The sequence below is a fragment of the Paenibacillus sp. SSG-1 genome, from assembly GCF_002224835.1.
GTDB lineage: Bacteria > Bacillota > Bacilli > Paenibacillales > Paenibacillaceae > Paenibacillus_AQ > Paenibacillus_AQ favisporus.
Genome location: NZ_MBRK01000001.1, coordinates 2561186 through 2587582 on the forward strand (window position 1 = coordinate 2561186; position 26397 = coordinate 2587582).

Genomic DNA, 26397 nt, shown 5'->3' on the forward strand with positions numbered 1-26397 from the left:
GTGCTCCAGCCCTTACGGCTGCACGCTTTTCCGGAATGCTTTGGGCGTCATGCCGTAAGTTTTCCTAAACTGGCGTGTCAAATAATTGCTGTCGTTATAGCCGCATTCGTATGAGATTTCGGTGATCGAAAGGTTCGTCTGCTTGAGCAGGATGCATGCCCGTTCCAGGCGAAGCCGTTGAAGATACGCCATCGGCGACGTCTGATAATATGCCCGAAAGATCCGGTTCAGGTGCCTTACGGAAATCCGGGACTTATCCGCGATTTCTTCCAGGGTCACCGGTTCGAGATAGTGGTCTTCAATATAGGATACTGCATTTGCCAAATGCATCAGATTGCTTTCGACGCCCTGATCCTGGTGCTCATACAGCCTGGACAAGTATACGGCAAGCTCCATAAACCGTGACGCCAGCATCGTTTGATACCCTTGGTGCCGATGGTGGTATTCGTCAATCATATCGGAAATGACCGAAGCCACATGTTCGAGATTGGACAGCGGAATATTAAGTTTACTTTCATAAGGATGCAGATGGCGATAAAGCGGTTCCAAAATAAAAAGCGCCTGAAATCCTTGAGATGCCCTTAAATCCGGGCCGGCATATTTCAGCATATCGGGCTTGAACATGATGTTGCAAATTTTAAAATCGTACGGATCCTTGTAGGCATGCTGCGTGGCGCCATTAATAACAAACGCGTTGCCTTTTTTGATAAAAGAAGCCTCGTTGTTGACGATATGCGTAGCATGTCCGTTCAGTACGATCACCAGCTCGCAAAAGTCGATGTGCTTATGCAGCTGCATGTCTTCGTCATGACCTCCATACTGGATGAAAAACGGAAACTGCTCATCGGTCGTAAACCAGTTTAAATACACGTTGATGCTCATGGAGGATCCCACCCGATAAAGTATGGTTTGATGTCTATATCATCCTATAATTGCGACTTAAAAATCAAGGTTTGCTTGTAGATTACGAATTACAATGGCTATTAACCAAACCGGAAACCGGTAGAGGAGGGATGTTTTTCGAGGATATTTCCGAAAACGTTTTTACTGCACGCACAAACGGAAGGATAACCGGGAGAGCTAAAATCAATCAGCTATGCTAAACCCAAAAATGCAAGCGCATTCTTAACAGAAATAAGGGGGAACGTGACCATGACAGGTACAGTTGGGAAAAAATTCGGGCTGCTTCTTCTTGCCGGCATGCTGTTCATTTCGGCAGGGTGCAGCAGTTCAGGGGATGGCAAGCCAGCCGATTCGGCCGGCAGCACGCAGGACTCCAAAGCGGACGATACGAGCCCGATCACATTTTCGTTTTTTGGGGCGGACGCGAGCCCGAACTGGAACAAAATGCAGGATGAGGTTGGCCAAGAGATCACCAAAAGGACAGGGGTGACCCTGGATGCGGAATTCGCCGTATCCGGCGCGGGAGCGGATAAAATATCGCTTATGGCGGCGAGCGGTGATTACCCGGATCTGATTTACGGCAAAGGCGATGTCGATAAATTGGTGGAAGCCGGGGCTATGATCGACTTGACCGATTTGATCGACAAGTATGCACCGAATCTGAAAAAGGTATACGGCAAGTATATGAACCGCCTGCCATACAGCAACGACGATAAATCTATCTATGTCATACCAAGTAACGCGGCTGTTGATCAGCAGGACTTTGACGCCGGCAGCGGCTTTGAAATCCAAAATGCGGTGCTGAAGGAGCTGGGTTACCCGAAAGTCAGAACCGTCAAGGATTTTGAAAACGTTCTCCAGCAGTACAAGGATAAGCATCCCACGATTGACGGCAAGCCGACCATTCCGTTAACTTTGGACGCCGATGACTGGAGAATCATGATCACGGTTACGAACCCCGCAGTGTATACTACCGGACTTAAGGACGACGGTGAATACTACATTAATCCGGACACCTTTGAAGCCAAGCTGCACTATAAGCGGCCGGAGGAAAAAGAATACTTCCGCTGGCTGAACCATATGTACAATGTGGGTCTGCTGGATAAAGAAACGTTTGTCCAAAAAAGCGATCAGTATAAGTCCAAAATCGCCAGCGGCCGCGTCCTCGGCCTGATTGACGCCAAATGGGGATATGCGGAAGCGGAGAATGCCCTGAAGTCCAGCGGGAAGGCGGAGCGCACCTACGCCCATTTTCCGGTGACCATGTCGGAAGAGTACAAGGATCATAACTTCCAGGATACCGGATTTATGTCCGGCTGGGGCGTTGGCATTACGACCGCGTGCAAAGATCCTGTACGGGCGATCAAGTTCCTCGACTTCCTTGCATCCGATGAAGGCCAGGTCCTGATCAACTGGGGGATTGAAGGCAAGCACTATAATGTGGTGGATGGCAAACGGGTCATTCCCCAAGAAGTGCTGGATAAGAAAGTGAATGATAACGCCAACTTTACGAAAACCACCGGGATCGGCTTGTACGGAAACATGTCGGCTCACTACGGAGACGGTGTCAAGGACGCCACAGGAAACTATTACACGACGAATTTTCCGGAACAAATTATCGCCTCATACACCAAGCCGGAAAAGGAAACGCTTGAGGCATACGGAGCAACCACCTGGAAAGACCTGTTCCCATCGAGCAAGGAATTTCCGGTCAAGCCGTGGGGTGCTGCCTGGAATATTGCAGCTCCGCAAGACGGTAATTATAACGTGATTTACCAGAAAACGCAGGATATTATCCGCAAACGGATTCCGGAAGCCGTGTTGGCAAAACCTGAGCAGTTCGACGCGATCTTTGACGGTATGCTGAAGGAGCTCGACGACGCGGGCGCCGTGGAGATGGAAAAGCAATACACAGAGCTGGTCAAAGCGAGAGTGGAGCTGTGGAGCGGTAAATAAACGGCGCACGCCAAAGAAGATGCACGAAGGAGCTTCATGCTTCCTCGGTGCATCTTCTTTTCTTTTAATAGATTACATATCTGCAATTAACATCTGACATATTTGCGTTTAAAACCAAGCTGCTGCTTGTCCACCGCTTTTTGAATGTTTTCCGAAGCATTTAGGATGCTGATTTTTTTATGATCGCGTTTCATTTCTACCGGACCGACTGCTTTTGCAGTCTCGACCGCTTTATCATGGAGCGGCAAATAGGATACGGCAACCGTGTATATAAAATTGTTCATCGCCGATTTTGTGCGTTCCGGAGATTCGTGGATTGTCTTTGTCACCAATTCCAGCATATCGGCGAGTTTGCTTTCGTCAAATTGAGTGTCCGGCCGGCTGCCTAGAAGCCAGCAATAACAGCTCCAGCCCGCCGACATTTTCAGCTCCTCACCGCTTGCGATCCATTGATCGGCGACTTGTTGCGCAATATCGGTTTCTGCCAAGGTTACCGCCACCACGTAATCGGACAGCATATAAAAATAGGCCCCCTGAATCCAACGCTCAAAATCCGCTTCGGTCATCGCTTTCGGATCGGCAATGATGCCGGCAAAGTACATGGCGTCATAATTTCCTGTTGCGTACAGCTGCTCAGCCAACGATTGATCGATTTTGATCTTCTTGGCCATGGGTTTCATGGCACCTGTCGCTACGCCAAAAAGCGGTTCGTGTGCTCCATTGGACATATACTGCTTCTTGAGCCGTTCCTTGCCGAGAGCTTCGAGCTCCTGCATGACCTGTTCAAAATCCATGCTTTGACACCGCCTTCTTCAAATTGTTGCCGTATTTATTTTCCGCTTTTGCCGTTCCAAACGAACAGCGAACAGCACTCCACATGGCTCGTCTGAGGAAACATGTCCACGGGCTGGGCCCACTGGAGCTCATAACCGCCGTCGATGAGCACCTTGCTGTCCTTGGCCAACGTGGAAGGGTTACAGGATACATACACGAAACGGTTGGGCTTCGTTTTCAGAACGGTTTCCAGGAAGCGGCGGTCCAGTCCGGTTCGCGGCGGGTCGGCGACGATGACGTCCGGGCGAAGTCCCGCTTTGACCCATCGCGGGAGCAAATCCTCCGCTTCGCCTACATGGAAGCTGGCGTTATGACGGCCGTTGCGCTCGGCATTCCGGTTGGCATCCTCTACAGCTTCTGCGATCGTCTCGATACCACGGACTTCCTTGGCGTGCGGGGCCAGCCAGAGTCCGATCGTGCCGGTGCCGCAATAAGCATCAATGACCGTCTCGCGGCCGGTCAGACCGGCGGCTGCCCGGACCGATTCGTACAGCTTCACGGTCTGCTGCGGATTGAGCTGAAAGAACGCTCGCGGCGATAAGGAGAATTCCAAATCGCTCAAGGATTCCTGCATGGAATCGGCCCCCCATATGGTAATGGTCCGGTCGCCGAAGATCAGCGAGGTCCGCTTCGGATTGACGTTCAGGGCGATTCCTGCCAATCCGTCGATAGACAATCTGAGCAGACGGATGAGATCGTCCTGACGCGGCAGGCCGCTGTTTGCGCAAACCAACGTCACCTGCAGCTGGTCGGATTGAAAGCCGTGACGCACCACGATCGTACGCACGCCATCTTTACTGCCGTTTTCTTTGGCCAGCGGGATGCGCAGTTCTTCCAGCACGGATTTCACTTTCTCCACGGCCTCATTCACCTTTGGATGCTGGATTGGACAGCCGCTGATATCCACGATGCTGTGGCTGTCGGCTTCGTACAGCCCCGCTATGATTTCGCCGTTCCGGCGTTCCACTTGCAGCTGGGCTTTGTTGCGGTATCCCCAAGGGTGGTCCATGCCCAGGATCGGCTTAAGCTTGAGCTGGTCGATACCTGCATACCGGTTGAACGCTTCGCGGACAATGTCCGTTTTGGCCTGCAGCTGTCCTTCATACGAGATATGCTGAATCTGGCAGCCGCCGCATACGCCGAAAACCGGGCAGGGAGGTTCGATCCGGTGGGGAGATCGTCTCTCCACCTCTGTAAGCTGCGCTTTGATAAACTTAGGCTGCACTTCGGTTACCTCGGCCTTGACGACTTCACCGGACAGCGCTCCGTCGATAAAAACCGCCTTCCGCCGATAATAACCTACGCCTTCACCGTTAATGCCCAAACGTTTGATGGTCACGACGATGCGGTCGCCGGTCCGAAGCTCATCGGCATGATCGCGGGCAGAGCCAGGCGTCTGCTTCATCGGCTCATTTTTGCGGAAGCCTTTGCGAGCAGCTGTATCCTTTCGATATAAATGAGTCCCTGCTTGGGACTGTCGTTTGTTATTGGGATGTTTTCGTTCATTCATGTTCGTTCTACACTCCATCGCTTGTTCTTCGTTTCACTATACCACGCGGCCAGGTAGGAATGCCATGTTCCGACGCCGGGTTCTGCATTTTCCGTGACATTTCCTGTTGGTCAGCGTTTATATCTTAAAAAGCAGCAGAGGTGACCTGTTTCATATGAAAAAGCTGAAATTATTATTATGGATCACGATGGCCACAACGGGATTGGAAATGACGGGATTTGCGATGAATGAATCTGCACAAGCCGCGGCAGGACCACCGTCGGTAGCAGTTCAACATGCAGAATGGAACCAAGGACATCTCCTCGTCCCGGTCCGGCCTCTAATCGAACCGTTGGGAGCCCGTTTAGAATGGTTTCCTGAAGAAAAGGAATTGGTTATCCGCAAAAACGACCTTACCATTCGGCTGGCTGCAAATTTCAAGCGGGCCATCGTGGAGACCCCATCAAGAGGAGAATTTCCTGAATATCCGGACCTGCCGCATCGCGAGTATGCCGATATGGGAGCTCCCGTCCAAGTGTTGAATGGGAGTGTCTATGTTCCATTAAAATTTGTCGCAGCAGCTTTGGGAGCTACAGTTGAGTGGGATGGGCCGTCCAAGCTTGCCACGGCGAAGTTGGAAGGAATCCGGATCCAAATTAAACCGTCACCATCTCCTGTTTCTATGCCGGGTACCCATAAACTGACCTCCGCCCGCATGAAGATGTTGTCGGAGAAATTAAACGAAGTCCAAAAGCTGGACGCTAAATACGTGAGCGCTCACTACAAACCCTATTTTACCGATCGCTTCATCCGTACGCTGATTCATGATCAAGGGCTGCAGGCAGTCGGCCGCTATAAAGATCCGGTGACCCTGCCCGAATATACCGGCAAAACTGCCGCCACGTTTACACAATCGGCTCCGTTAGGGAACGGGCTGACGGGAGAGGATCAATACATTGAGGATCGGACCGTTACGCTCATCTGGTTAGGAGGGGCTTGGAAGGTGGAGCGCGTCGACATCCGCATAAGAAATTTGACGACGGGGTTTGCCGAATACGTACCGATGAACTAGGAACATACGAATCTTTCCTCAGCGTGATCTAACGGACAGGCTTTCTATGAATTCTATATGAAAACGCCTCTAATTATCCGGGTATCTCCTGAAACCGATATAGCTTAAAATACGCCTGAAGGAGATGATAACGATGCCAGCACAGACCGACTATCCATTTCAGAATACATCCTTACCTCTAGAAGAACGAGTGAGAGACCTGGTCTCCCGATTTACACTGGAAGAAAAAGTGGAGCTGATGGTTCAATATCAAGCTGCCGTCGAGCGGCTCGGTGTGAAAGCGTATAAACACGGTACGGAAGCAGCCCACGGCATGGCGTGGCTGGGAGAAGCGACCGGATTTCCGCAGCCGATCGGCCTTGGCTGTACGTGGGACACGGAACTCATGAAACGAATCGGCAGCGTCATCGGTGACGAGGCCAGAGGGTTCTACCGCCGCAATCCCGAAGTGAACGGATTGACCCTCTGGGCTCCGACCGTCGATTTGGAACGCGACCCGCGCTGGGGTAGAACAGAAGAAGCCTATGGAGAAGACCCGATCCTGACCGGGAAACTGGCCTCCGCGCTAATTCAGGGCATTCAAGGCGACCATCCTGTATACTTGAAAGCGGTTGCCACTTTGAAGCACTTTATTGCGAATAATAACGAAGTTGGCCGAGGTGACGCTTCGGTCAGCATTGATCCGCGCAACATGAGGGAATATTATTTGAAAGCGTTTGAGATTCCGTTCAAGGAAGGCGGCGCCCAGTCCATGATGACGGCTTACAACGCCATCAACGGCGTGCCGGCGAACCTGAGTCCTGACGTCAAAGCCATCGTCAAGGACGAGTGGGGCATGGACGGTTTTGTCGTAAGCGATGCCTTCGACGTGACCGGTACCGTCCGCGATCATGGATACCTGGATACGTATAAGGAGGCCGTCGCCCGCTCCGTTAAAGAAGGCGGGATTGACAGCATTACGGACGATTCGTCTGTGATCAAGGAGGCGCTGCGTGAAGCGCTGAGTGAGGGACTGCTGGCCGAGAGCGATCTTGACTCCGCTCTGACGAATACCTTCCGCGTCCGCTTCCGGCTCGGCGAATTCGATCCTGAAGAGGGCAACCCGTATGCTGCGATCGATGAATCCGTAATCCTGCGGCCAGAGCATGCGGAGCTGTCCCGGGAGGCCGCCCGTAAGGCAATGGTGCTGCTGAAGAATGACCGTGGGCTTCTCCCGCTCAATGCAGACAAGCTGAACAAAGTGGCCGTGATCGGGCCGCTCGCCGGAATGGTGTACCGAGATTGGTACAGCGGTTCGCTCCCTTATGCCGTCACGCCGCTTCAGGGCATCCAAGAGAAGCTTTCCGGCGCAGGAACGAACGGCAAGACAAGTTACAGTGGGGGAACGGACCGGATTCGGCTTAAATCCAAAAAGACGGGGCGGTATGTGCGAATTCAGGCCGGAGAAGAGGCCGCGCTGGCTGCAACGACCGAAAATGCTATGGATGCGTCTGTGTTTGAAATGACGGATTGGGGCTGGGGAAGCCACACCTTAATCTCTGAAGACAACGGCCGCTACCTGACAACTGACGATAAGATCGTTAAAGCGTCGTCCGAACAAATTTGGGAGTGGTTCACCAAAGAAGTCTTCCTCATCCATCCTGCCGAACATGAGCAAGGGTGCGTAACCTTCTCAACATGGAACGGTACACCGGTGACAGTGCATGCCGAATCAGGTCAGCTGCTGGTTGGCGACGGCCAAGCCGCGGAGACCGCGAATGAGATCAACGTTGCAGGTGCTGCCGAGGTATCCGGTGAGGATGCCCCGATCGTCCATGCCGATCTGTTCGAGCTGGAAATCGTCACGGACAAGCTTCAGACTGCCAAAGAAGCAGCTGCGGAAGCGGACCTGGCGGTTGTGTTCGTCGGCAATCATCCGCTGATTAACGGCAAGGAGACGATCGACCGTCCGGACATTACGCTTCCGGAATCGCAGGAGAAGCTGATTCAGGAGGTTTATGCAGCCAATCCGAACACGGTGGTCGTCATCGTAGGCAGTTACCCGTACGCGCTAAACTGGGTGGACGCGAATGTACCGTCCGTCCTGTACACGTCCCATGCCGGCCAGGAACTGGGCCATGCTTTGGCAGACGTGCTGTTCGGGGACACCAACCCGGCGGGACGACTGAATATGACGTGGTATAAATCCGTCGACCAGCTGCCGGAATTTATGGACTATGATGTCATTAAGCACGGCAGAACGTACCAATACTTCGAGGGCGAGGCTCTGTATCCGTTTGGACACGGCTTGTCCTACGCCAGCTTCCGGTACGATGGGCTGCAGCTTGAGAAGGAAAAGCTTACGGCAGGCACGGATCAAACGGTTCGTCTGACATGCAGGGTAACCAACATCGGTGAAGTGGCAGGGGAGGAAGTGGTGCAGCTGTACGGCCGGGCAAATCAGTCCCGCGTCAAGCGTCCGCGCAAGCAGCTGCTTGGATTCCGCAGAGTGATGCTTCAACCGGGCGAGACAGCCGATGTGTCCTTTGAAGTTCCGCTCGATCAGCTGGCGATCTGGGATGTCACCCGCGAGCGCTACTGCATCGAGACCGGCACCTATATGATGATGGCCGGCGCTTCTTCGGAGAACCTGCCGCTGACAGCCGAGCTGGTTGTAGACGGGGAGACCATTCCGCCGCGTGACCTGACGCAATCAACGAAAGCCATCAATTACGACGATTACGAAGGCGTTCTGATTGGTGAGTGTACGGAAGGCGGCAGCGCCGTCATCGTGAAGGATCAATCCGGATGGATCGCCTTCCGTGATGCCAAATTCGAGGACGGTGCGGATACGCTGCGGATCCGGGCGGCCGGAGCGGCGGATGCCGTCGTTGAAGTGCGGCTGGATCATCCTGAAGGCCTGCCTGTGGGCCGGATCACTCTAACTTCAGGCGACTTACAGACATGGCAGGATTATTCCTGCAAGCTTAGCGGAATACACGGAAGCCAGAATGTGTATTTTATTTTGAAAGGGAACCTGGCAATTAGCCAATTCCAATTCGCTTAATCGAAGAGCATCTCATTTTATAATGCAGGATGCCCTATATATATTGGGTAATGTTTTTAACCCGCCTTCAATTGAAGGCGGGTTAAAGTGTTTGATTTAGACAGAATTAGCACGGTTTACTTCGCTCTCGAGCACTGTTCCGGTCCATTTTTGTTTCCTTTTCCAGGATCTGAGCAATGGGTTAGCCGCCTCAAAGTCACGGAGCATGACATCAAGACAATCCTTGAAAGCTTGTTTATCAGGCCATTCAGTGCTATTCCGTTATCGGTAACGATTAGAACTTTCTGTTCAAAGCGCAATATGCCGATGGGAATGACATTTGAGCTTAGTAGGCAGTCATTTTCGTCAAGAAGTCTCATATTTCCGTTTGTCTTTGGTTAATGTTTCCATGCTATAATCGAATCGCCTATTACAAGCGGATGGGGCGGTATGATTTGATCAGAAAAAGAGGGGATTCACCGTGTTAGCGAACAAATCCGGACGATTTCACCGGCTGCAGTGGAAATTGACCTTATTTTATATCCTCACTACGATTATCGTCATGATTCTGCTCGAGATGATTGCCGTTTTGGGTTATTATGCTTTTGTGAATCTCAATACGAACAAAGTCCTTGCCATGCAGGTTGGGACCGTTGCCCAAAATGCTGCTTCAAGCATCAGCGGGCCTTATATCAACCAAAACAAACTCAATCAAGCTCTACGGGAGTGGCCGGCCGAATTCGGTGCTGAATTCCAAGGTTATTCGGCCGTGGTTGACCCAGACGGCGAGATTCTGGCCTTCTCAGGTGATTCTATGCCTGACAGCCGAATGCTTCACATACCTGATAAAGTCCGGCTGAACATCCAGTCAACCTTTGCACTAGTGCCCACAGCGGCCAAGACATTAAGGACTTATACAGCTAAGGTCCAAGATACGGTATATATCGTAGCGCCGATTGCTAATAACGTGGAAGTTCGGGCGGTTCTTGTGGTCAAGGCGAGCCATATCCATCTGGCATCCCAAACCTTCAGCCAGTTTATTCCGAATGCGGCTAGTTTCTTCGGGATCAGTCTGTTGGGATTTCTGGTTGGTGCCACAATTGTCGGTATTGCATTCGGCATTGTAACATCTCGGAGTCTTGTCCGCCGGATTCAGAAATTTCTCACATCGGCGAACCGCTGGAGTGAAGGTGATTTCTCCGTGTTTGTACAGGACCATTCCGGTGACGAGTTGGGACAACTGGGTCACAGGCTAAATCATATGGCCGGACAGCTCCAACAGCTGCTGCGGACACGGCAGGATTTGGCGGCGGTCGAAGAGCGCAATCGTTTGGCACGGGAGCTGCACGACAGCATCAAGCAGCAAATGTTTGCAGTCTCTATTTGGGTAAATACCGGAAGATCCTTGATTGAACAGGATAAAGAAACTGCCAAATCGCATTTGGCGGAAGCGGAAAAGCTGATTGGCCATATGCAGAGGGAGCTGAATGCTCTTATATTGGCACTGCGACCGATTGCATTGGAAGGTAAAGATCTGCCCAAGGCTCTCTCGGAGTATGTACGGGCTTGGCAGGGGCAGACAGGCATTGCGGCTGCATTTGAATCATTTGGCGACGATATGGCGCTGCCGGCCATCGAGGAAGCATTCTACAGGATTGCGCAGGAAGCCTTATCTAATGCGGCCCGTCACAGCGGGGCCAGAGAAGTGATGGTTCGTTTGGAGTGCAGCGATTCCATAACGCTCATGATTCGGGATAACGGCCGCGGTTTTGATGAACTGCACATCCGTCCCGGCGTCGGGCTTTCATCCATGAGAGAGCGTATGGCAGCCCTGGGCGGAAAGCTAGATATTTGGAGTCAACCTGGCAAAGGTACCTTGATAACAGCACAGTGCTATACCCGTGAAAACCAAAAGGAAATAAGCTGAGGTTACTGGTAATGATAGATTTCTAATGTGGGAGTGAGCCGTAGTGACAGAATTGGAACAGATCACCATTCTGATTGTTGATGATCACGCGATTGTAAGGCAGGGATTGCACGCATTATTCAAAATACAGCCGGATTGCCTTGTCATTGGGGAAGCGGATTCAGGAGAACAAGCCGTTCGGATAGCCGAGGAACTGGTGCCCGATATCGTGCTGATGGATTTGGTCATGCCCGGCATCGGGGGCGTAGAAGCAACCCAGAGGGTAAAGCAGGTCAGTCCAAGATCGCAGATCATTGTATTGACCTCATTTCACGATGATCAGCATATTTTTCCTGCCCTTCGGGCTGGTGCGGTCTCTTATGTTCTGAAGGATATCGAACCAGGCCAATTGGTCGAGACCGTACGAAGATCCGTTCACGGAGAATCGATGATGCATCCGCAGGTGGCCGCTCGCGTAGTTCAGGAAATTCGCGAATCACGGCATGAGGATGCCAACCCTTTTGCCGAGTTGAGCGATCGTGAGCTTGAGGTGCTTCGCCTGATCGCCGAAGGACTGTCGAATGCCGAAATTGCCGAGAAGCTCATCATCAGCGAAAAAACGGTGAAGGGCCACGTAAGCAATATTTTAAGCAAACTCCATATGCTGGATCGGACCAAAGCTGCCGTATTTGCCTGGCAGAAAGGGTTGATGGAGCCGAATTAGGCCACTGAACGAACTTTAGGTCCTGCCGCTAAACGGATCTCCAGTCGGGTGTCTAAACGGTCCTCAAGAAGCGTTTCAAACCATGTACCCTAATGTATCGTTTTTAACGAAGCCGAAGCTTGCAGATCTTCGCTTCTGCAAATAATACATGATAAGGGTGAGTGCGATGACTGCGATTGTACAACGGGAAAAGGGGACCGGCGGATTTTTGAATCGATGGCCAGCTTGGATCGGCAGCGCAGCGATCATCTGGTCGCTGATCTATGGGGGGCTTCAGCTTTACTGGCTGCTAGGCGGAGAAGGATATCCTTATAAGCAGGGAAACATGGGAATATTTTCGGCCTTAGTTACCTATATTCCCCAACAAACGGCCAGTCTGATTTCCATGATGATCTGTTTTGTCAGCATACTTGTCGGCATTGCTATGCATAACGTCCGGATCGGCATTCTTCCTCGTTGGCTTATACAAAGCTATGCTTGGGGATTCGCAATCGCGTTAATTTTGTTTATTCCGGATATCAGTTTGATCATGAGTATGGCTTACGCCTTTTTATTTAAGTTCACTTTTACCGGGCAAATGTTTTATCAATTGGTCTGTATATTAGGCGCTTGCCTGTGGGCTTTTGCCGGATTAGGATACCGGCGTAAATCGTTACATGCCTGCATGCATTGCGGGCGAAAGGAAAGTGGGAATCACCGGTTGCTGAATAGAGTTGGTCGCATCACAGCGGTCATTGCCGCTGTAGCCCCCGTTCCGTATGCGATATCCCGGTTTGCTTGGGCACTTCATATTCCTATGGGGGTCGACCCAAGCTTCGTACGGGACTTCCCTAGGATGAATCCGATGGCTTATGTAACGGAATGGGTGTTTGGCTCGTTATGCATTGGAGGTGGTCTGTTGACTCTTGGGTTGATCCAGAAATGGGGAGAAGTGTTTCCGCGTTGGTTTCCATTTGTAGGGGGCAAAAGGGTGCCCATTTCACTGGCGGTCATTCCTGCATTGTTCGTAGCCGTCCCGGTCACTGCAGCTGGCGTTGTGTTCAGTTTTGCTTATTTGGGTATCCGCTTTAACTTCATCCCACTCGATGGTTTCCCGCTGAATGCTGTTCAAGGGGGCATCGGCCCGATGATATCATGGGTGCCTTGGGGTGTGGCGCTTGCCATTGCAGCCGTTACTTACTATTACCGTCGGCGAGGCGGTTGCGGTTTTTGTAACCGGGCTTAATAGGGGGAGGCCATGAACAAAGATCACACGAGCGTTACTTCAACCACGCAGGTGATGAATGCCTTTGAACGTTTTACTATGCGGTCGGTTTGGCCAGCATATGCAGGTTTCTGTTGGGCGCTGCTTTATGCCGTTTTTGTGCGCTTTTATGAAGCGGCTGCCGGCATCATTGGCGGTTATGGACAGCTTTCCAATCCGAAAGGGTTCAGCATGGCTAGTTATGGAGCGGGAGTTCTAATCATAATCTGCGGTTTTATTCTGCTTGGTCTTGTCAAGCCATGGGGGCTTACGGTTCCCGCATGGGTCCCCCATTTCAGGCGCAAAAGAATTCCCCGCCAGTTGATTTTGATCCCCACTCTGTTCAGCACCTCTATCCTCATAGCTCATGGGACAACTGGGATCGTTACCAAGGCGCTGTTCCTGGTTGGGGTTATTCCTCTGGAGCTGAAAGGGTGGGCAGTCATTGACAAAGAACGGCTAGCTATATGGGATCTAATTTTTTATGAACCATGGTTTCTGATCATGGGCATAATGAGCGGGCTGGCTGCCGCGCACTATGCTCATGCTTCCGGGGTGATGCTCCCAAGATTCCGGCTGTGGATGATCCGATTTGTTGTGATCGTATCACTTCTGACTTTGTTATTAATTGCGTCGATCGTATTCGATTTTTCCGATATTTTGAGTTTTTGACATGATCCGTTTTAGGAAAGTGGAGGGTTCATATACCAAAAAGCCGCTAAATTAGCGGCTTTTTGCAGTGATCCGGTACCAATGTCCTTGTGATTTATATCATGAATAATTAATAACATTAATTAAAAACGGTGACCTTTGCTTCTGCTGAACAGCGCTTGGGTGTACTTTAAGCTGTTCACGACCTGAAGTTTCGTCGGCGCGGCATTGATATGATCGTCCTGTGCGGCATTTCGACATCCATTGGTGTGGATACGACGGCCCGTGAAGCCTATCAGCATGGATATCAATAAGTGTTTGCAGAAGATGCGATGCCCCATCCACCAAGAAAGAACATGATTATGTGTGCTGTACGATTTTTCACCGAATCGAGAATTTACGTGCCAGCGAACAAATCATTAACATGATTAATTAAATTGGTCATCATGAAGAGAACAAGCCCCAATCTCACCAAGATTGGGGCTGCTGTTCTTGTGGCGCAGCTTGTGTATCACCTATGGAAATGAAGGAACCCCCTTACTGGATAGAGGCTTGCTTCAAATCACTTTTAGGCGGCAGACCATACAATCGGGCATACTCGCGGCTGAATTGGGAAGGACTTTCATAACCAACCTGGAAAGCGGCATCGGCTGCCCCCATTTTTTCACTGATCATGAGATGTCTCGCTTCCTGGAGTCGGATCCGCTTCTGATATTGCAGCGGGCTCAGAGCTGTGACCTGCTTGAAATGTTTATGAAAAGACGACGCGGCCATATTTACTTCCTTGGCCAGTTCCTCCACGCGAAGCGGCTTGGAATAATCACGATGGATGAGCTGAATGGCCTTCGCAATGGCGTGTGCCTGGCTGCCGATCACCGCAAACTGCTTGACCAAATGGCCTTGCTCGCCCTGCAGAACGCGGAAGAGAATTTCCCGTGTAATCAAGGGAGCCAGGATAGGGATTTCGGCAGGTTGGTCGAACAATTTTACCAGCCTCAGCAGGGCATCAAGCAGTTGCGAATTCGTCTTGCCGACAAATATGCCGCTTCCCGGCTCGGATTCTTCAGGCCAGGCCAGATCTGTATGCTGCAGTATATCCAGAATTTGATCCGGCGTAAACTCCAAGTGAAGCCCAATGAACGGAACCTCAGGTGATGCCTCGGTGATCTCACTTTTGATCGGGAGATGGACGGATGTTACAAGGTACGTGGTCGGATTGTAATGGTAAATCTCTTGACCAAGCGCTGCGGATTTGGCGCCCTGGACAATGAAGCATAAAGAAGGCGCGTACATGCTATGAATAGGTTCGGACGTCGCCGTGGCCCGCATCATGTGCAGCGACGGGATCTCTGTTATATGTAATCCATCCGTCTGCAACAGCTGATTTAGCCGCCCGGATAATTCAGACAAATAGGGTTCGAGTCCGTTGGGTTGCATTTCTCGATCCATTTTCAGAACGCCTCCTTGTTCAAACATACGGTAAGAATAACAAAGGAGCTGACATCAGGCAAGAATGGATAGATGTTCTGAACAGCCGTATATCATATCGGGGCTATGGGGTTATCGAATCTGCGCATAAAATTGGCGATGAAGATCGCGAACTTGCTCAGCAAGTTCAGGAACAGGGCCGTCGATGACCGTGTCACGAATTACATCCTGGATCGGGAGGCTTCGTACACGTGGTGGGGAAGCTCCGATTTCCTCCAGCCATTGCATCAGCTGCTTGGACGAACTGGCATAAACAATTCGGCCTAATCCAACCCAGCCGTGGGCCGCAGCGCACATCGGGCAATGCTCGCCTGAAGTATAGACCGTCGCCTTGCTTCGTTCTTCCGTCGTCATGTTCAGGGCCGCCCAACGTGCCAGCTCAAATTCCGGATGCCGGGTATGATCGCCGCCGGCTACGCGGTTATGGTCTTCCGCCAGTACCTCACCATCGGCAGAGACAAGTATGGAGCCAAAGGGCTCATCGCCTTCCTCTAGAGCGGCCTTGGCCAACGCTACACAGCGTCTGAGATGCTTCAGATCATTTTCCTGAATCATCATAAGAACCTCCTTTTACGGATGTAGAAGCCGATTCATTCCGTCAATTTCTTCTTTTTTTCTGTTATGCGGAAATGTTACCATGGAGATGGCCGAAGGAAAAATATAAAAAAGGTTCAGGACCAATGAGCTTTTTCATATACCAACGAGGAGTGAGCATTTATGCAGCAAAAAATAGGACATGTTACGCTGCTGGTTAACAATTTTGACGAAGCGATTGAATTTTACACAGAAAAGGCAGGGTTCGTTCTGTTAACGGACAACCATTTCGGGAACGGCATGAGATGGGTCACCGTAGCTCCGTCGAAGGATGCGCAAACCGCCATCGTATTTGTGGTGGCAGACACGGAGGCTAAGCAGGACAGGGTTGGAACCCAGGCAGCGAACCACGTATTCCTCGTCGTCCAAACCGATAACTTCTATCGCGATTACGAACAAATGAAGTCTAACGGAGTTCATTTTCTCAGTGAACCGAAAGAGGTCCCATGGGGCATTGAGGCGGTCTTCGAGGATCTCTATGGAAATCGGCTGGACCTTGTCCAACATAACGGATTTTAAAGCCTACATCCATATCACATAAAAATCTAGAAATCGTGAGGTTAGCATGAAGCCAATTAGAAACTCTGCGAAAGCGATCATCATTCAGCAAGGCAAATTGTTATTGACCAAAAACAAGGATAACGACGGTATTTTCTACCTGTTCCCCGGCGGCGGCCAGGAGCACGGAGAAGTACTGAAAGAGACCCTCAAGAGGGAATGCATCGAAGAACTTGGAGTACAAGTTGAGGTGCAGGACCTTGTTTACGTGCGCGAGTACATCGGGAAAAATCATGAGTTCGCAGCATGGGATCATGACGTTCATCAAGTGGAGTTTTATTTTGTCTGCTCGCTTGCACAGGAGGCACCGGCACGGATGAATGGAACCCAGCCCGACCAGGATCAGATCGGCGTAGAATGGGTGGATATTTGTCAACTCGACCACATCAGGCTGTATCCGAAAGCGCTTGGACATCATTTAGTGAATAATGAAATGAACGTCCGGTATCTCGGTGATGTGAATTAAGTGATTCAGGTGAATAACCGCAGGTCATTTATACGAATCTTTGAGGTTTCAGAAAGTTAGCGATGACCTTTGGGATGGTGAGGTTGTTCGTTTGCAGAAAATCGAATGATTTAACAAATGAGAGTGATAAGGGAGCCTGAGCGGCTTCTTTTTTATGTGGATTTGAGAAAGCAGAATTCTGATGAAAGTTAAGTTATTTTCAGGGATGATTCAGAATATATGTTCTGGTATAATAAGCAGGAGAATTTTGGAAAAACAACAAGACCTTCATGAATTGAAGTCGATTAAATATCTTTCAATACCCATAAGGAGGACTAGCCATGCCAAAGTTAATTGGCTCCGCGGCTATAATTTTGGATGCTGAGGGAAGAGTGCTGCTGGTAAAACACAGCTATGGCAAACACAATTGGGACCTTCCCGGCGGTAAGTCGGAAGAGAACGAGTCGGCTCAGGAAACTGCAAAAAGGGAAGTATTTGAGGAAGTCGGCATGGAAGTGCTTATCGGGAACCTAACAGGCATATATTACGATCCGGATTATGACATTCATCACTTTGTGTTCCTTGCGACGAGTAAAGATACCCGTGCGCCTCAGCCAAGCTCGCCTGAAATTATGGAATGCGGATTTTATTCAAGAGACGAACTGCCTAGACCCATTAGTGATTTCACATGCAGACGGATCGAAGATGCACTTCGCAATACCCCAAACCATGAGCTGTTTCACAAGGTGGGGCCAAGACAATGGATCGAATAGGGATCAGTAGGGGATCCATAATGTTCGGGCTAATAAAAGAAGGGGTGTGAACATGGAACTAGCACTCGAGTTTATCCAAAGCATGAAGGTCAAGCTGATATCCGAACAAAGAGGGACGCTTAAAGCCATTGAACAAGTGTCGGAAGAAGATATTACCTGGCACCCGACTCCGGAAAGCAACAGTATTGCTAATTTGGTTGCGCATATTCGGGGCGCTGCCCACTCTCGGGTCGAGACGATCCTGTGTAACATTCCGGACAAGCGGGACAGGGAGAAGGAATTCGAACGTGGACTGATGATGACGAAAGAAGAGGCATATCAGCATACAAAAGAAGCGTTTGATATCATTCTTCAGTATCTTGAACAGCTTCAATCCGAACCGGAGCGATTGATGTCCCAGCCTTTCCTCTATCTGCCGCCGCTTACATACAGCCAAGTGAACAACGAAACGACAGCCCTAAATCTGATGATGGCGATGTTCAGAGAAGTGCACTACCATACGGGACAGATCATTTATATTGCCAAAATGAGAAAAGGCGAGTTAACTTGGGACTGAAGAATCAGAAACTGTTATTCATCTCATTCATCATTGCTGTTGTTCGATCGATCAGAAACTGGGTGCAAAGGGGATGGCGTATACATCATGATTAGCTGCCATGAAAACTAGAAACAAAGCAATCGAAGAGAAACGCCGTTTCCCTTGATAGGCTACAATCATCATAGAATGATTATAGCCAGGAGGTATGACGCGAATGAAATTGCACAAGATTACCCCAAACCTGTGGTTCGATTCTCAAGCTGAAGAGGCGGCAAATTTTTATACGTCCATTTTCCATGATTCCAAAATCGGCAGAATTGCCCGCTACGGTCCGGAAAGCCGGGGTGTAGAGGGAACGGTGATGACCGTGGAATTTCAATTGGAAGGGCAGTCATTCGTCGCGCTGAATGGGGGCCCGCATTTTAAGTTCAATGAGGCCATATCTTTTATCGTTCATTGCGATGATCAGGAGGAGCTGGACTATTATTGGGATAAGCTCTCCGAAGGAGGAGACGAAAAGGCGCAGGTTTGCGGATGGTTAAAAGATCCATTCGGCGTATCCTGGCAAATCATCCCCAGCCATTTAACGGAGATGATCTGTGACCCCGACCCGGCAAGAGCAGGGCGAGTCATGCAAGCCATACTTCAGACGAAAAAGAAAATCGACATAAAGGCGCTGCAGCAAGCTTACGACAATTAGAGTTCTTACCCGAGTAAAATACAAAGGTTCGAAATCAAGGCCATCCATCAGGGTGGCCTTTTGCACTTTTGCGTCTCACCGTTGGAGGTCATCTCAATAACGCCGTAAAATTCCTGGCCTTCACAAATTTTTTGTTTTAACAAAGCCACTGTGATTTACTTCACAGGCAAAGCCTCCCATATCCGTTACGATATCAATGTAATTAATTTCACAAGGTTGCACGGGAGGCGTGTTTATGAGCAGACGATTGGTGATGATAGGCAACGGGATGGCAGGGGCGCGGTGTATCGAGGAAATTCTCCGCCGGGACCGCGACCGCTACGAGATAACGATGATCGGGGATGAGCCGTATCCCAACTATAACCGAATTATGCTGTCCCCTGTGCTGCAAGGGAAAACAACGTTTGAAGAAATCACGATTAACGATTGGGACTGGTATCAGTCCAATAACATACAATTGCTGTCCAAGGAACGGGCTGTAGAGATTAACCGGGCGTCGAAGGAAGTCCGAACCGACCGGGGAACCGTTGTCCCCTACGACGAGCTCATTATCGCGACCGGATCCAGCGCGTTTATTTTACCTGTACCAGGACATGACCTGGAAGGCATCGTCGGTTTCCGCACCATTGAAGACACGAAAGTGATGCTGGAAACGGCTAAACAATACAAAAAGGCGGTCGTGATCGGCGGCGGACTGCTCGGCTTGGAAGCAGCTCGCGGATTGATGAACCAGGGGATGGAGGTCCATGTCGTTCATTTGCTGCCGCATCTGATGGAAATGCAGCTCGACGCGGCAGCGGCAAAGCTGCTTCAGCAGGACTTGGAAGCCCAGGGCATGAAGTTTCTGATGGAGAAGAAAACAACGGAAATTTACGGTGATGGGAGAGTACAAGGGCTTCGGTTTGAAGACGGAACGAACGTCGAATGCGATCTTGTCGTCATGGCCGTCGGCATTCGTCCCAATGCAGCGCTGGCGCGGAACGCGGGACTGGCGGTTGGCCGGGCGATTCAAGTCAACGACCTGATGCAGACGACGGACCCGTCAATTTATGCCGTAGGCGAGTGCGCTGAACACCGCGGCATAGCCTATGGTCTGGTGGCGCCATTGTATGAACAGGGCATCGTGCTTGCGGACCACCTTACGGGCCGGCCAACGGAAGGTTACGCGGGCAGCGTGTTGTCCACGCAGCTTAAGGTAGCGGGATGCGATCTGTTTTCCGGCGGAGAAATCCATGCGGATCCGGACACGAAAGCCATCGTCGTGCAGGACGAGGTCGCCGGATCCTACAAAAAGATTCTGGTTCGCGAGAACCGCATCGTCGGTGTCGTGCTGTACGGGGACGTATCCGACGGAACCCGGCTGTTCAGCCTGCTGAAGAAGGGCAGCGACATTCAGGAATATACGAGTGCCTCCGTGCTCCATAAAGCCGGGGGAGACAGCGGACTCGATGTCGCGTCGATCAGCGCGGACGAAACGATTTGCGGGTGCAACGGCGTAACCAAGGGACGCATCGTCGGCGCCATTCTCGAGAACGGACTGACCACGTTCGACGAAGTGAAAGCTATGACCAAAGCCGGAGGCTCATGCGGCAAATGCCGCGGCATGGTTGAGGCGATCCTCGCGCATACGCTGGGCGACAAATTCGACGCATCGGCGCAGAAGGCGGCTGGCATGTGCGCCTGCACGACGCTTACCCGCGATGAGGTGGTGGCCGCGATACGCGAGAAAGGTCTGCAGTCGCCGCGGGAGACACGCATCGTGCTCGGGTTTGCATCCGAGGAAGGCTGCTCGAAGTGCCGTCCGGCACTGAATTATTATTTGCGGATGCTGCATCCCGAGACGTATGCCGACGATAAGGCATCCAGATATGTCAACGAACGAATGGAAGGCAACATGCAGAAGGACGGCACATTCTCCGTCATTCCACGGATGTATGGCGGAACGACGACACCGGAGGATTTGATCCGCATCGGCGAAGTCGCGAAGAAATACAACGTGCCCCTGGTGAAAATTACGGGTGCAAGCCGCATCGGGCTGTACGGCGTACAGAAGGAAGACGTCCCGAACGTTTGGGAGGAGCTGGAGATGCGTTCGGGGTACGCCTACTCCAAGTCACTGCGTAACGTTAAATCGTGTGTCGGTTCGAGATTTTGCCGCTTCGGCACCCAGGATTCGTTAGGGCTTGGGATCCGACTGGAACAGGAGATCGAGATGGTCGATACGCCGCACAAAATGAAAATGGGCGTGACCGGCTGTCCGCGAAACTGTGCCGAAGTATTGACGAAGGATTTTGGCGTCGTCTGCGTGGAGAACGGATACCAGCTGTATTTTGGCGGGAACGGCGGTACCGAAGTCCGGGAATGCGACAGCCTGACGACGGTGGCGACAGAGGATGAGGTGATCCTGTTGGCTAAAGCCTACGTACAGCTATACCGGGAAACCGGCATTTACGGCGAACGCACAGCCCCATGGGTAAAGCGCATGGGCACGGATTGGGTACGCCAAATGCTGGGCAATGAGCAGGAGATTGCCGGTTTAGCCAGCCGCTTCGAGCATGCGAAAACAACGTATCGCGAAGCTTGGTCGGCCGCGCTGGAAGACGAAGAACGCCGCCGGATGTATACCGTGGAGAGACCATAAGGGGAGGGAAGGGCATGAGCGTGACGAGAGAAATGATGAAAGTGATGAAGCTGGAGGAGCTGAAGCCGCAGATTGGCAAGGAGGTACGGGTTGGCGATGAGTCGGTTGCGTTGTTCCGGCTGTCAAACGGCGAGGTGCGGGCGGTAAGCAACCGGTGTCCCCACAAGAACGGTCCGCTGGCTGAGGGGATTGTGTCGGGTGAATTTGTCTTTTGTCCGCTGCACGACTGGAAAATTTCGCTGACGACAGGGGAAGTGCAAAAGCCGGACGACGGCTGCATCCAGACCTACGAAACCGCGGTCATCGACGGTTACGTCTATATTGGAGGACTGAAAGAGCATGAAAAACACCATTCAGATCGTTGAAACCGCCGGGGTAAACAAGGTTAGCCTCATGAACCGGAGTATAGGCAAATACTTTGTATCCTCGATGCTTGCCGGTTTGTTCGTTGGTCTCGGCATCATACTGATCTTTACGATCGGCGGACTGCTCGCGCCGGTTCACGCACCCGCCATGAAGATCGTCATGGGAGCCAGCTTTGGTATCGCTTTGAGTCTGGTCCTGATGGCCGGATCGGACTTGTTTACAGGCAACAATATGGTCATGGTGGTCAGCACGCTGAACAAGAAGACGACCTGGCTCGATACGCTTAAAATATGGCTGTACAGCTACCTCGGCAATTTTGCCGGATCCTTGCTGGTCGCGGCGATCTTCGTATGGACGGGATTGGCGAAAGGGGGAACGGCCGAATTCATCAACAGCACGGCTGCTGTTAAAATGAGTGCACCGTTTATGGAATTGTTCATGCGGGGAATTTTATGTAACACGCTCGTCTGTCTTGCCGTCTGGTGCTCCATGAAGCTGAAGGATGAGACCGCCAAGCTGGTCATGATTTTCTGGTGTCTGTTCGCCTTTATTACCTCCGGGTTCGAGCACAGTGTGGCGAACATGACGCTGCTCTCGGTCTCGCTCTTCATCCCGCATCCAGACACGGTAACCTGGGGAGGGCTGGCCGCAAACCTGATTCCGGTTACCCTCGGTAATATGGTTGGCGGCAGCGTATTCGTAGGCATGGCTTATTGGTATATGACGAAAGATAAAGAGAAGGTGGAGATCGAAACTCTGCCGCAAAGCAAAAGGTCTGCAAGTTAATGATGTGAAATAGTCAAACGCCGTGAGCCTTCCTTTATAGAGCCCCAGGGGTGCAGCCCGAATGAAAACCAAGAAAGCGCGGTACGCTCCATCAGGTCGCTTTTTTGGCTTTTGGCTTCCACGTTGGCGCTTCCGTCTCAGCAGGCTCCTCAATGATAGCCATGGCTTCATCGTAACGGCGGCTTTTGAATAGAATGATCAGTTCCTCGAGATCTTCTCTGTCCAACAGCTTCACCCCGTTCACGGCCGCCAGGATGCGGCAGGCATCGGTGTATCTGCCGGAGGTCAGCACGATGGCCCGTTCAGCTTCATAGTAACGCATCGAGGTATATACCTCCTGAACCGCTCCGATGCTGACCGGGTTGCTGTTGCCATAGCGCTTGGCCTGTAAGACGTTCCTTAGTCCGTTCTGATCCGTAAATACCAAGTCGGCTCCAAAATCACGGCTGGCTGTCGTTTGATACACTTCCCTATATCCGAGCTCGTGAAACAGCCGGAAGAGATACAGCTCAAATTCAGAGCCGTCTGCCATTAAATCGATATCCTTGATCGTAATCTTGCGCGGATTCGCCTCCCGGCGGATCCTTTTTCTGCGGTTTCTGACCAAACGTATGACGAATAGGACGAGGAGCAGGGCAACAAGCCCGGCGATCATGATGGTCGTTGTATCCAAGGTAGTAGGCAAATTAGGTTTCCTCCAAATATCCGAATGTTTGTTCCTATCCACTATATCAAAATCGCGTCAACGAAGGAAGTCATTTCAAATGACTTGCTGGCTGAACACGACCGTTAGAGAGTAAAGTAAATACATAAAAAACATGGAGTGTGATAGATAAATGACCGATACGTTGAATATCGAGGAATGGTTGGAGCGGGAACGGGATCGTGACACTGCTCTAGTCGTGCTCATGTGCGGGATCGCCGGTTCTGGGAAAACTACATTTTCCCAGAGATTGGAGGAACAAGGATTCATCCGTCTTTCTATTGACGAGGAGGTGTGGAACACGCATGGCCGTTACGGAATCGATTATCCGGTTGAGAAATACAGAGCATACCTGGATGAAGCGCATGCAAGCTTGCGAAAAAAGCTAGTAACATTCGTTCAAGACAAAAAGCAGGTTGTGGTCGACTCCAGCTTTTGGAGCCGTTCCGCGAGAGATGACTATAAACGGCTTATTGAACATTCGGGAGGAAAGTGGAAGTTAATTTATTTAAAAGTACACCCTGATGAATTGCGAAAGCGCCTCAAGGTCCGGAGCCAACGTTTCGATGCGAACGCCGCCTTTCCTATTACCGAGGAGACGTTGAACCATTTTCTTAACTCGTTTGAAGAGCCTCAGGGGGAAGGAGAAATCGTCGTAGAACATGTGATAGAGCAACAATAGCCGGCAGATTCTGCTGGTCTGTTCAGCGGATTACTAAAAGGCTGCCGTACGCACGGCAGCCTTTCGCAGTTCTACAGGAGGAACATTAGCACTTCTCATCTCAGCACAATTTTTATTACAGTTCTACAGTAATTTTTCGCGATATCCCCATCGTTTTGATCAGAATATTTGGAACAATCAGCAGCAGCACGATCGCGCCGTAGACGCCGACGGTATAACTCAAAGCATATTCCAACCCAAAGCCCTGTTGAAGGACGGATGTGATCAGATGAATGAGCAGGTTCGTAAAACAAAACGCATAACTTCGAATCATCCAGTTGCGGTGCCGAATGACCCGTTTCTTCTTAATTTGAACGAGTGCCGTCACCGTAATGAACAGCCAGATTAAATTCAGCGCGTTAAACGCCATGCTCGTCACCTTTCCTCCGGTGGCGTAAGGGGCCATATACCCGGAAGTGATAACGACAAGAAGCACCGACACCAAATATAGGTATCCGTTGATCCGGTGGAATTTGCGGCTTTTTTGAAAAATGCGGTTGGAAAAATTGACAAGCCCAGCCGCCATGGCGATGCACGCAAAAGCAACATGTATGCGCATGACACTTAACCACGCCGGGAGGTGAATTTCACGTTTAAGACCGGTTTTATGGCTTAAAAAGCCTTCCGCCCCGGGATCAATTATAAAATTATCCAATAAAGCGTAAAGGATAAACAAAATACTGACACAAACCAACACACCATATAAGATATTTCGTTTGTTCACTTCATTCACAACCCCCGATAGCACTTCATTTCATTGTTAAAAAGTTGATTTCAAGCGCTTACCGACGACCCTGGAGGCCGGAAGCACGCCGGCTTTGGCGGTGCCGTGCAGCTCGCCGCCATCGACGGTTACATCAAATTTCAGGTTTAAACGCATTGGCTTGGTCACTTGCTGGGACCAGGTCAGCTTGTTGCCTTGAATGACGGGACTCATAAATTTGACCGTTTCATCCCCTTGGGTGGCCGTTCCGTGGACTTCACCATGGCTTGTTGCGATCGAGAGCTTGACATCCATTTTGCCCACGGGCGTTGCAATGGTCACATCCCAGTCTCCGTCGAAAACGGACTCTGTTTGTTCGAATGTGTTTTGAAGGGGAGGGGACGGTGGATTCACCGCTTCAGTACTCAGCACAAGGTTCGATTCCTTGTCTGTTTTGGTCTTTTCCGAGTTCGGCACCATCCCCTGTGCCCGCCACGCGATACCTCTCCGCTCGTATTCGAACAGCTCCTCGATCGCATGGGCGATCCGAGGGCCAAGCTCGCGTTCCACCAGATGCAGGGCAACATCGAGCCCGGACGTTACGCCTCCGCCACTAACCAAATTGCCGTCGTCCACGACACGTGCCTTGACGGGCAGGGCACCGGTTGCGCCAAGAACGTCCATGCCCAGATGATGCGTAACGGCCCGTCTGCCTTCCAGCAAACCTCCCATGGCCAAAACCAAGGATCCGCCGCATACGGTGGAGACAATGATGTCTTTCCTTCCGAGCGCTTCCCTGATCATGCCGGTCAATTCGGTATTTGCGGTTCGTGCCAATATGGCTGGGACGGAATCGGGACCGTCGCCTTCGACATCCCCGGCTGCGCCGGGAACGAGAATAATCCCCGCTCGATTTGGATCTAGTTTGCCGGCTGCTTCAATAGGCAGGCCTTGGGTGCCGCTGGCCACAGCTCTTGCTCCTTCGGCGGTGACAAGCTTCACCTCCAACGCATCATTGGACATCATCGCCGCGGCACAGAAAACTTCATAAGGTGCCAAGGCATCCAGCAGGTCGAAGCCATCAAAAAGAACGATTTGAACGGTTAACATCGATACATCCTCCTTCATTGAAGACAAAGCCCGTACGTTCAACATCAGCCTCTTGTGTTTTTACGCGGGACACGATCGCCGAACGGTACATTATGGGTCATCATCGTTATTTGGTCAGCAAATCCTTAAGCCGGCTATATTCCTGTTCGTCCATTTCACCTTTGGCCATCCGGTTTTTGAGAATCCAGGCAATGTCATCCTCCCGGCGGGGGCTGATACCGGACTTGTGACGAATGGAATAAATCCGAACCGCCAAAAAACAAAAAAGCGTGATACAAAACAAAGCGCTAAACACGTATACACTGCTGTTATCCATGGTCAACCTCCTTCACGAACAACATCCTATCAAATGAATATCTCGAATGAAGAAATAAAAGTGTCACAAAACGATAAACATTGCATCACAAAATGGGTAGGGCAGTTAGCTCTTCCCTAAAAAGATGATAAACTAGATGCGAAGGTGGGATG

25 protein-coding genes and 1 pseudogene are annotated in these 26397 nt (G+C 51.0%); 17 read left to right on the forward strand and 9 right to left on the reverse strand.

Annotation, left to right across the window (positions count from 1 at the left end; translation table 11 throughout):
* Positions 1 to 12: 12 nt before the first annotated feature.
* Positions 13 to 882 carry an AraC family transcriptional regulator gene (locus BCV73_RS11880; RefSeq protein ID WP_089547251.1) on the reverse strand — a complete coding sequence of 290 codons (870 nt, stop codon included), beginning with the start codon at positions 880 to 882 and terminating at the stop codon, positions 13 to 15.
* A 270-nt stretch (positions 883 to 1152) separates the two neighbouring features.
* On the opposite strand from BCV73_RS11880, the gene BCV73_RS11885 reads away from it, so the two are divergent.
* On the forward strand, positions 1153 to 2859 hold the full coding sequence (locus BCV73_RS11885; protein ID WP_089547252.1) for an ABC transporter substrate-binding protein: 1707 nt from the start codon (positions 1153 to 1155) through the stop codon (positions 2857 to 2859).
* Positions 2860 to 2945: 86 nt separating this feature from the next.
* On the opposite strand, the gene BCV73_RS11890 is transcribed toward BCV73_RS11885, so the two are convergent.
* Together BCV73_RS11890 and rlmD are read right to left on the reverse strand one after the other, a co-directional pair.
* A complete protein-coding gene (locus BCV73_RS11890; RefSeq protein WP_089547253.1) occupies positions 2946 to 3653 on the reverse strand; it encodes a DNA alkylation repair protein in 708 nt (235 codons plus the stop codon).
* Between the two features lie 35 nt (positions 3654 to 3688).
* Positions 3689 to 5098, reverse strand: coding sequence for a 23S rRNA (uracil(1939)-C(5))-methyltransferase RlmD (gene rlmD, locus BCV73_RS11895; RefSeq protein WP_089550212.1), 1410 nt, complete (start codon positions 5096 to 5098; stop codon positions 3689 to 3691).
* 259 nt (positions 5099 to 5357) lie between these two features.
* On the opposite strand from rlmD, the gene BCV73_RS11900 reads away from it, so the two are divergent.
* From BCV73_RS11900 to BCV73_RS36200, 7 genes and pseudogenes are all read left to right on the forward strand, one after another.
* The gene (locus BCV73_RS11900; RefSeq protein WP_089547254.1) at positions 5358 to 6254 is read left to right on the forward strand and encodes a copper amine oxidase N-terminal domain-containing protein; all 897 of its coding nucleotides are present in this window, start codon (positions 5358 to 5360) and stop codon (positions 6252 to 6254) included.
* Positions 6255 to 6387: 133 nt separating this feature from the next.
* Positions 6388 to 9300 (forward strand): glycoside hydrolase family 3 protein, encoded by a 2913-nt coding sequence (locus BCV73_RS11905; RefSeq protein WP_089547255.1) that lies wholly within the window; start codon positions 6388 to 6390, stop codon positions 9298 to 9300.
* Between the two features lie 460 nt (positions 9301 to 9760).
* A complete protein-coding gene (locus tag BCV73_RS11910) occupies positions 9761 to 11206 on the forward strand; it encodes a sensor histidine kinase (RefSeq protein ID WP_256992826.1) in 1446 nt (481 codons plus the stop codon).
* Between the two features lie 43 nt (positions 11207 to 11249).
* On the forward strand, positions 11250 to 11909 hold the full coding sequence (locus BCV73_RS11915) for a response regulator (RefSeq protein ID WP_089547256.1): 660 nt from the start codon (positions 11250 to 11252) through the stop codon (positions 11907 to 11909).
* 148 nt (positions 11910 to 12057) lie between these two features.
* The gene (locus BCV73_RS11920; protein ID WP_218828129.1) at positions 12058 to 13134 is read left to right on the forward strand and encodes a hypothetical protein; all 1077 of its coding nucleotides are present in this window, start codon (positions 12058 to 12060) and stop codon (positions 13132 to 13134) included.
* Positions 13135 to 13146: 12 nt separating this feature from the next.
* The gene (locus BCV73_RS11925; RefSeq protein ID WP_089547258.1) at positions 13147 to 13824 is read left to right on the forward strand and encodes a DUF3995 domain-containing protein; all 678 of its coding nucleotides are present in this window, start codon (positions 13147 to 13149) and stop codon (positions 13822 to 13824) included.
* A gap of 182 nt (positions 13825 to 14006) precedes the next feature.
* Positions 14007 to 14239: pseudogene (locus BCV73_RS36200) on the forward strand (isochorismatase family protein); the annotation flags it as partial.
* A gap of 101 nt (positions 14240 to 14340) precedes the next feature.
* Here BCV73_RS36200 and BCV73_RS11935 read toward each other — a convergent pair.
* A complete protein-coding gene (locus BCV73_RS11935; RefSeq protein ID WP_089547259.1) occupies positions 14341 to 15252 on the reverse strand; it encodes an AraC family transcriptional regulator in 912 nt (303 codons plus the stop codon).
* A gap of 111 nt (positions 15253 to 15363) precedes the next feature.
* Entirely contained in the window at positions 15364 to 15846 is a 483-nt protein-coding gene (locus tag BCV73_RS11940; protein ID WP_076165668.1) for a nucleoside deaminase, read from the reverse strand.
* Positions 15847 to 16008: 162 nt separating this feature from the next.
* On the opposite strand from BCV73_RS11940, the gene BCV73_RS11945 reads away from it, so the two are divergent.
* The 8 genes from BCV73_RS11945 to BCV73_RS11980 all read left to right on the forward strand — a co-directional run bounded on the left by BCV73_RS11945 (position 16009) and on the right by BCV73_RS11980 (position 22692).
* On the forward strand, positions 16009 to 16404 hold the full coding sequence (locus BCV73_RS11945; RefSeq protein WP_089547260.1) for a VOC family protein: 396 nt from the start codon (positions 16009 to 16011) through the stop codon (positions 16402 to 16404).
* Positions 16405 to 16450: 46 nt separating this feature from the next.
* Entirely contained in the window at positions 16451 to 16909 is a 459-nt protein-coding gene (locus BCV73_RS11950; protein WP_089547261.1) for an NUDIX domain-containing protein, read from the forward strand.
* 320 nt (positions 16910 to 17229) lie between these two features.
* Positions 17230 to 17661: an NUDIX hydrolase gene (locus BCV73_RS11955; RefSeq protein ID WP_089547262.1), complete on the forward strand. Its 432-nt coding sequence runs from the start codon at positions 17230 to 17232 to the stop codon at positions 17659 to 17661.
* A gap of 52 nt (positions 17662 to 17713) precedes the next feature.
* Positions 17714 to 18217 carry a DUF1572 family protein gene (locus tag BCV73_RS11960; RefSeq protein WP_089547263.1) on the forward strand — a complete coding sequence of 168 codons (504 nt, stop codon included), beginning with the start codon at positions 17714 to 17716 and terminating at the stop codon, positions 18215 to 18217.
* A gap of 196 nt (positions 18218 to 18413) precedes the next feature.
* Positions 18414 to 18899 (forward strand): VOC family protein, encoded by a 486-nt coding sequence (locus BCV73_RS11965; RefSeq protein ID WP_481855790.1) that lies wholly within the window; start codon positions 18414 to 18416, stop codon positions 18897 to 18899.
* Positions 18900 to 19134: 235 nt separating this feature from the next.
* A complete protein-coding gene (gene nirB, locus BCV73_RS11970; RefSeq protein WP_089547265.1) occupies positions 19135 to 21540 on the forward strand; it encodes a nitrite reductase large subunit NirB in 2406 nt (801 codons plus the stop codon).
* Positions 21541 to 21554: 14 nt separating this feature from the next.
* The gene (gene nirD / locus BCV73_RS11975) at positions 21555 to 21905 is read left to right on the forward strand and encodes a nitrite reductase small subunit NirD (RefSeq protein WP_076165646.1); all 351 of its coding nucleotides are present in this window, start codon (positions 21555 to 21557) and stop codon (positions 21903 to 21905) included.
* A complete protein-coding gene (locus BCV73_RS11980) occupies positions 21880 to 22692 on the forward strand; it encodes a formate/nitrite transporter family protein (RefSeq protein WP_089547266.1) in 813 nt (270 codons plus the stop codon). Before nirD ends, BCV73_RS11980 begins: the two co-directional genes overlap by 26 nt.
* 91 nt (positions 22693 to 22783) lie before the next feature.
* Here the strand turns inward: BCV73_RS11980 and BCV73_RS11985 are convergent, their stop codons facing one another.
* Positions 22784 to 23347, reverse strand: coding sequence for a restriction endonuclease (locus BCV73_RS11985; RefSeq protein ID WP_089550214.1), 564 nt, complete (start codon positions 23345 to 23347; stop codon positions 22784 to 22786).
* 181 nt (positions 23348 to 23528) lie between these two features.
* On the opposite strand from BCV73_RS11985, the gene BCV73_RS11990 reads away from it, so the two are divergent.
* Positions 23529 to 24077, forward strand: coding sequence for a P-loop nucleotide/nucleoside kinase family protein (locus BCV73_RS11990; RefSeq protein ID WP_089547267.1), 549 nt, complete (start codon positions 23529 to 23531; stop codon positions 24075 to 24077).
* A gap of 115 nt (positions 24078 to 24192) precedes the next feature.
* On the opposite strand, the gene BCV73_RS11995 is transcribed toward BCV73_RS11990, so the two are convergent.
* The 3 genes from BCV73_RS11995 to BCV73_RS12005 all read right to left on the reverse strand — a co-directional run bounded on the left by BCV73_RS11995 (position 24193) and on the right by BCV73_RS12005 (position 26245).
* Entirely contained in the window at positions 24193 to 24840 is a 648-nt protein-coding gene (locus tag BCV73_RS11995) for a DUF2306 domain-containing protein (RefSeq protein ID WP_089547268.1), read from the reverse strand.
* A gap of 36 nt (positions 24841 to 24876) precedes the next feature.
* Positions 24877 to 25929 carry a DJ-1/PfpI family protein gene (locus BCV73_RS12000; RefSeq protein ID WP_089547269.1) on the reverse strand — a complete coding sequence of 351 codons (1053 nt, stop codon included), beginning with the start codon at positions 25927 to 25929 and terminating at the stop codon, positions 24877 to 24879.
* A 106-nt stretch (positions 25930 to 26035) separates the two neighbouring features.
* Entirely contained in the window at positions 26036 to 26245 is a 210-nt protein-coding gene (locus BCV73_RS12005; RefSeq protein WP_089547270.1) for an SHOCT domain-containing protein, read from the reverse strand.
* Positions 26246 to 26397 lie beyond the last annotated feature (152 nt).

Bases quoted from the DNA above. Each gene is read 5' to 3' on its own strand.
- BCV73_RS11990 (WP_089547267.1), top strand. From the start codon at position 23,529: ATGACCGATACGTTGAATATCGAGGAATGGTTGGAGCGGGAACGGGAT.
- BCV73_RS11920 (WP_218828129.1), top strand. From the start codon at position 12,058: ATGATAAGGGTGAGTGCGATGACTGCGATTGTACAACGGGAAAAGGGG.
- BCV73_RS11925 (WP_089547258.1), top strand. From the start codon at position 13,147: ATGAACAAAGATCACACGAGCGTTACTTCAACCACGCAGGTGATGAAT.
- BCV73_RS11960 (WP_089547263.1), top strand. From the start codon at position 17,714: ATGGAACTAGCACTCGAGTTTATCCAAAGCATGAAGGTCAAGCTGATA.
- BCV73_RS11965 (WP_481855790.1), top strand. From the start codon at position 18,414: ATGAAATTGCACAAGATTACCCCAAACCTGTGGTTCGATTCTCAAGCT.
- BCV73_RS11945 (WP_089547260.1), top strand. From the start codon at position 16,009: ATGCAGCAAAAAATAGGACATGTTACGCTGCTGGTTAACAATTTTGAC.
- BCV73_RS11935 (WP_089547259.1), bottom strand. From the start codon at position 15,252: ATGGATCGAGAAATGCAACCCAACGGACTCGAACCCTATTTGTCTGAA.
- BCV73_RS11880 (WP_089547251.1), bottom strand. From the start codon at position 882: ATGAGCATCAACGTGTATTTAAACTGGTTTACGACCGATGAGCAGTTT.
- BCV73_RS11890 (WP_089547253.1), bottom strand. From the start codon at position 3,653: ATGGATTTTGAACAGGTCATGCAGGAGCTCGAAGCTCTCGGCAAGGAA.
- BCV73_RS11950 (WP_089547261.1), top strand. From the start codon at position 16,451: ATGAAGCCAATTAGAAACTCTGCGAAAGCGATCATCATTCAGCAAGGC.
- nirD (WP_076165646.1), top strand. From the start codon at position 21,555: ATGAGCGTGACGAGAGAAATGATGAAAGTGATGAAGCTGGAGGAGCTG.
- rlmD (WP_089550212.1), bottom strand. From the start codon at position 5,098: ATGAAGCAGACGCCTGGCTCTGCCCGCGATCATGCCGATGAGCTTCGG.
- BCV73_RS11980 (WP_089547266.1), top strand. From the start codon at position 21,880: ATGAAAAACACCATTCAGATCGTTGAAACCGCCGGGGTAAACAAGGTT.
- nirB (WP_089547265.1), top strand. From the start codon at position 19,135: ATGAGCAGACGATTGGTGATGATAGGCAACGGGATGGCAGGGGCGCGG.
- BCV73_RS12005 (WP_089547270.1), bottom strand. From the start codon at position 26,245: ATGGATAACAGCAGTGTATACGTGTTTAGCGCTTTGTTTTGTATCACG.
- BCV73_RS11940 (WP_076165668.1), bottom strand. From the start codon at position 15,846: ATGATTCAGGAAAATGATCTGAAGCATCTCAGACGCTGTGTAGCGTTG.
- BCV73_RS11985 (WP_089550214.1), bottom strand. From the start codon at position 23,347: ATGATCGCCGGGCTTGTTGCCCTGCTCCTCGTCCTATTCGTCATACGT.
- BCV73_RS11900 (WP_089547254.1), top strand. From the start codon at position 5,358: ATGAAAAAGCTGAAATTATTATTATGGATCACGATGGCCACAACGGGA.
- BCV73_RS11905 (WP_089547255.1), top strand. From the start codon at position 6,388: ATGCCAGCACAGACCGACTATCCATTTCAGAATACATCCTTACCTCTA.
- BCV73_RS11885 (WP_089547252.1), top strand. From the start codon at position 1,153: ATGACAGGTACAGTTGGGAAAAAATTCGGGCTGCTTCTTCTTGCCGGC.
- BCV73_RS12000 (WP_089547269.1), bottom strand. From the start codon at position 25,929: ATGTTAACCGTTCAAATCGTTCTTTTTGATGGCTTCGACCTGCTGGAT.
- BCV73_RS11955 (WP_089547262.1), top strand. From the start codon at position 17,230: ATGCCAAAGTTAATTGGCTCCGCGGCTATAATTTTGGATGCTGAGGGA.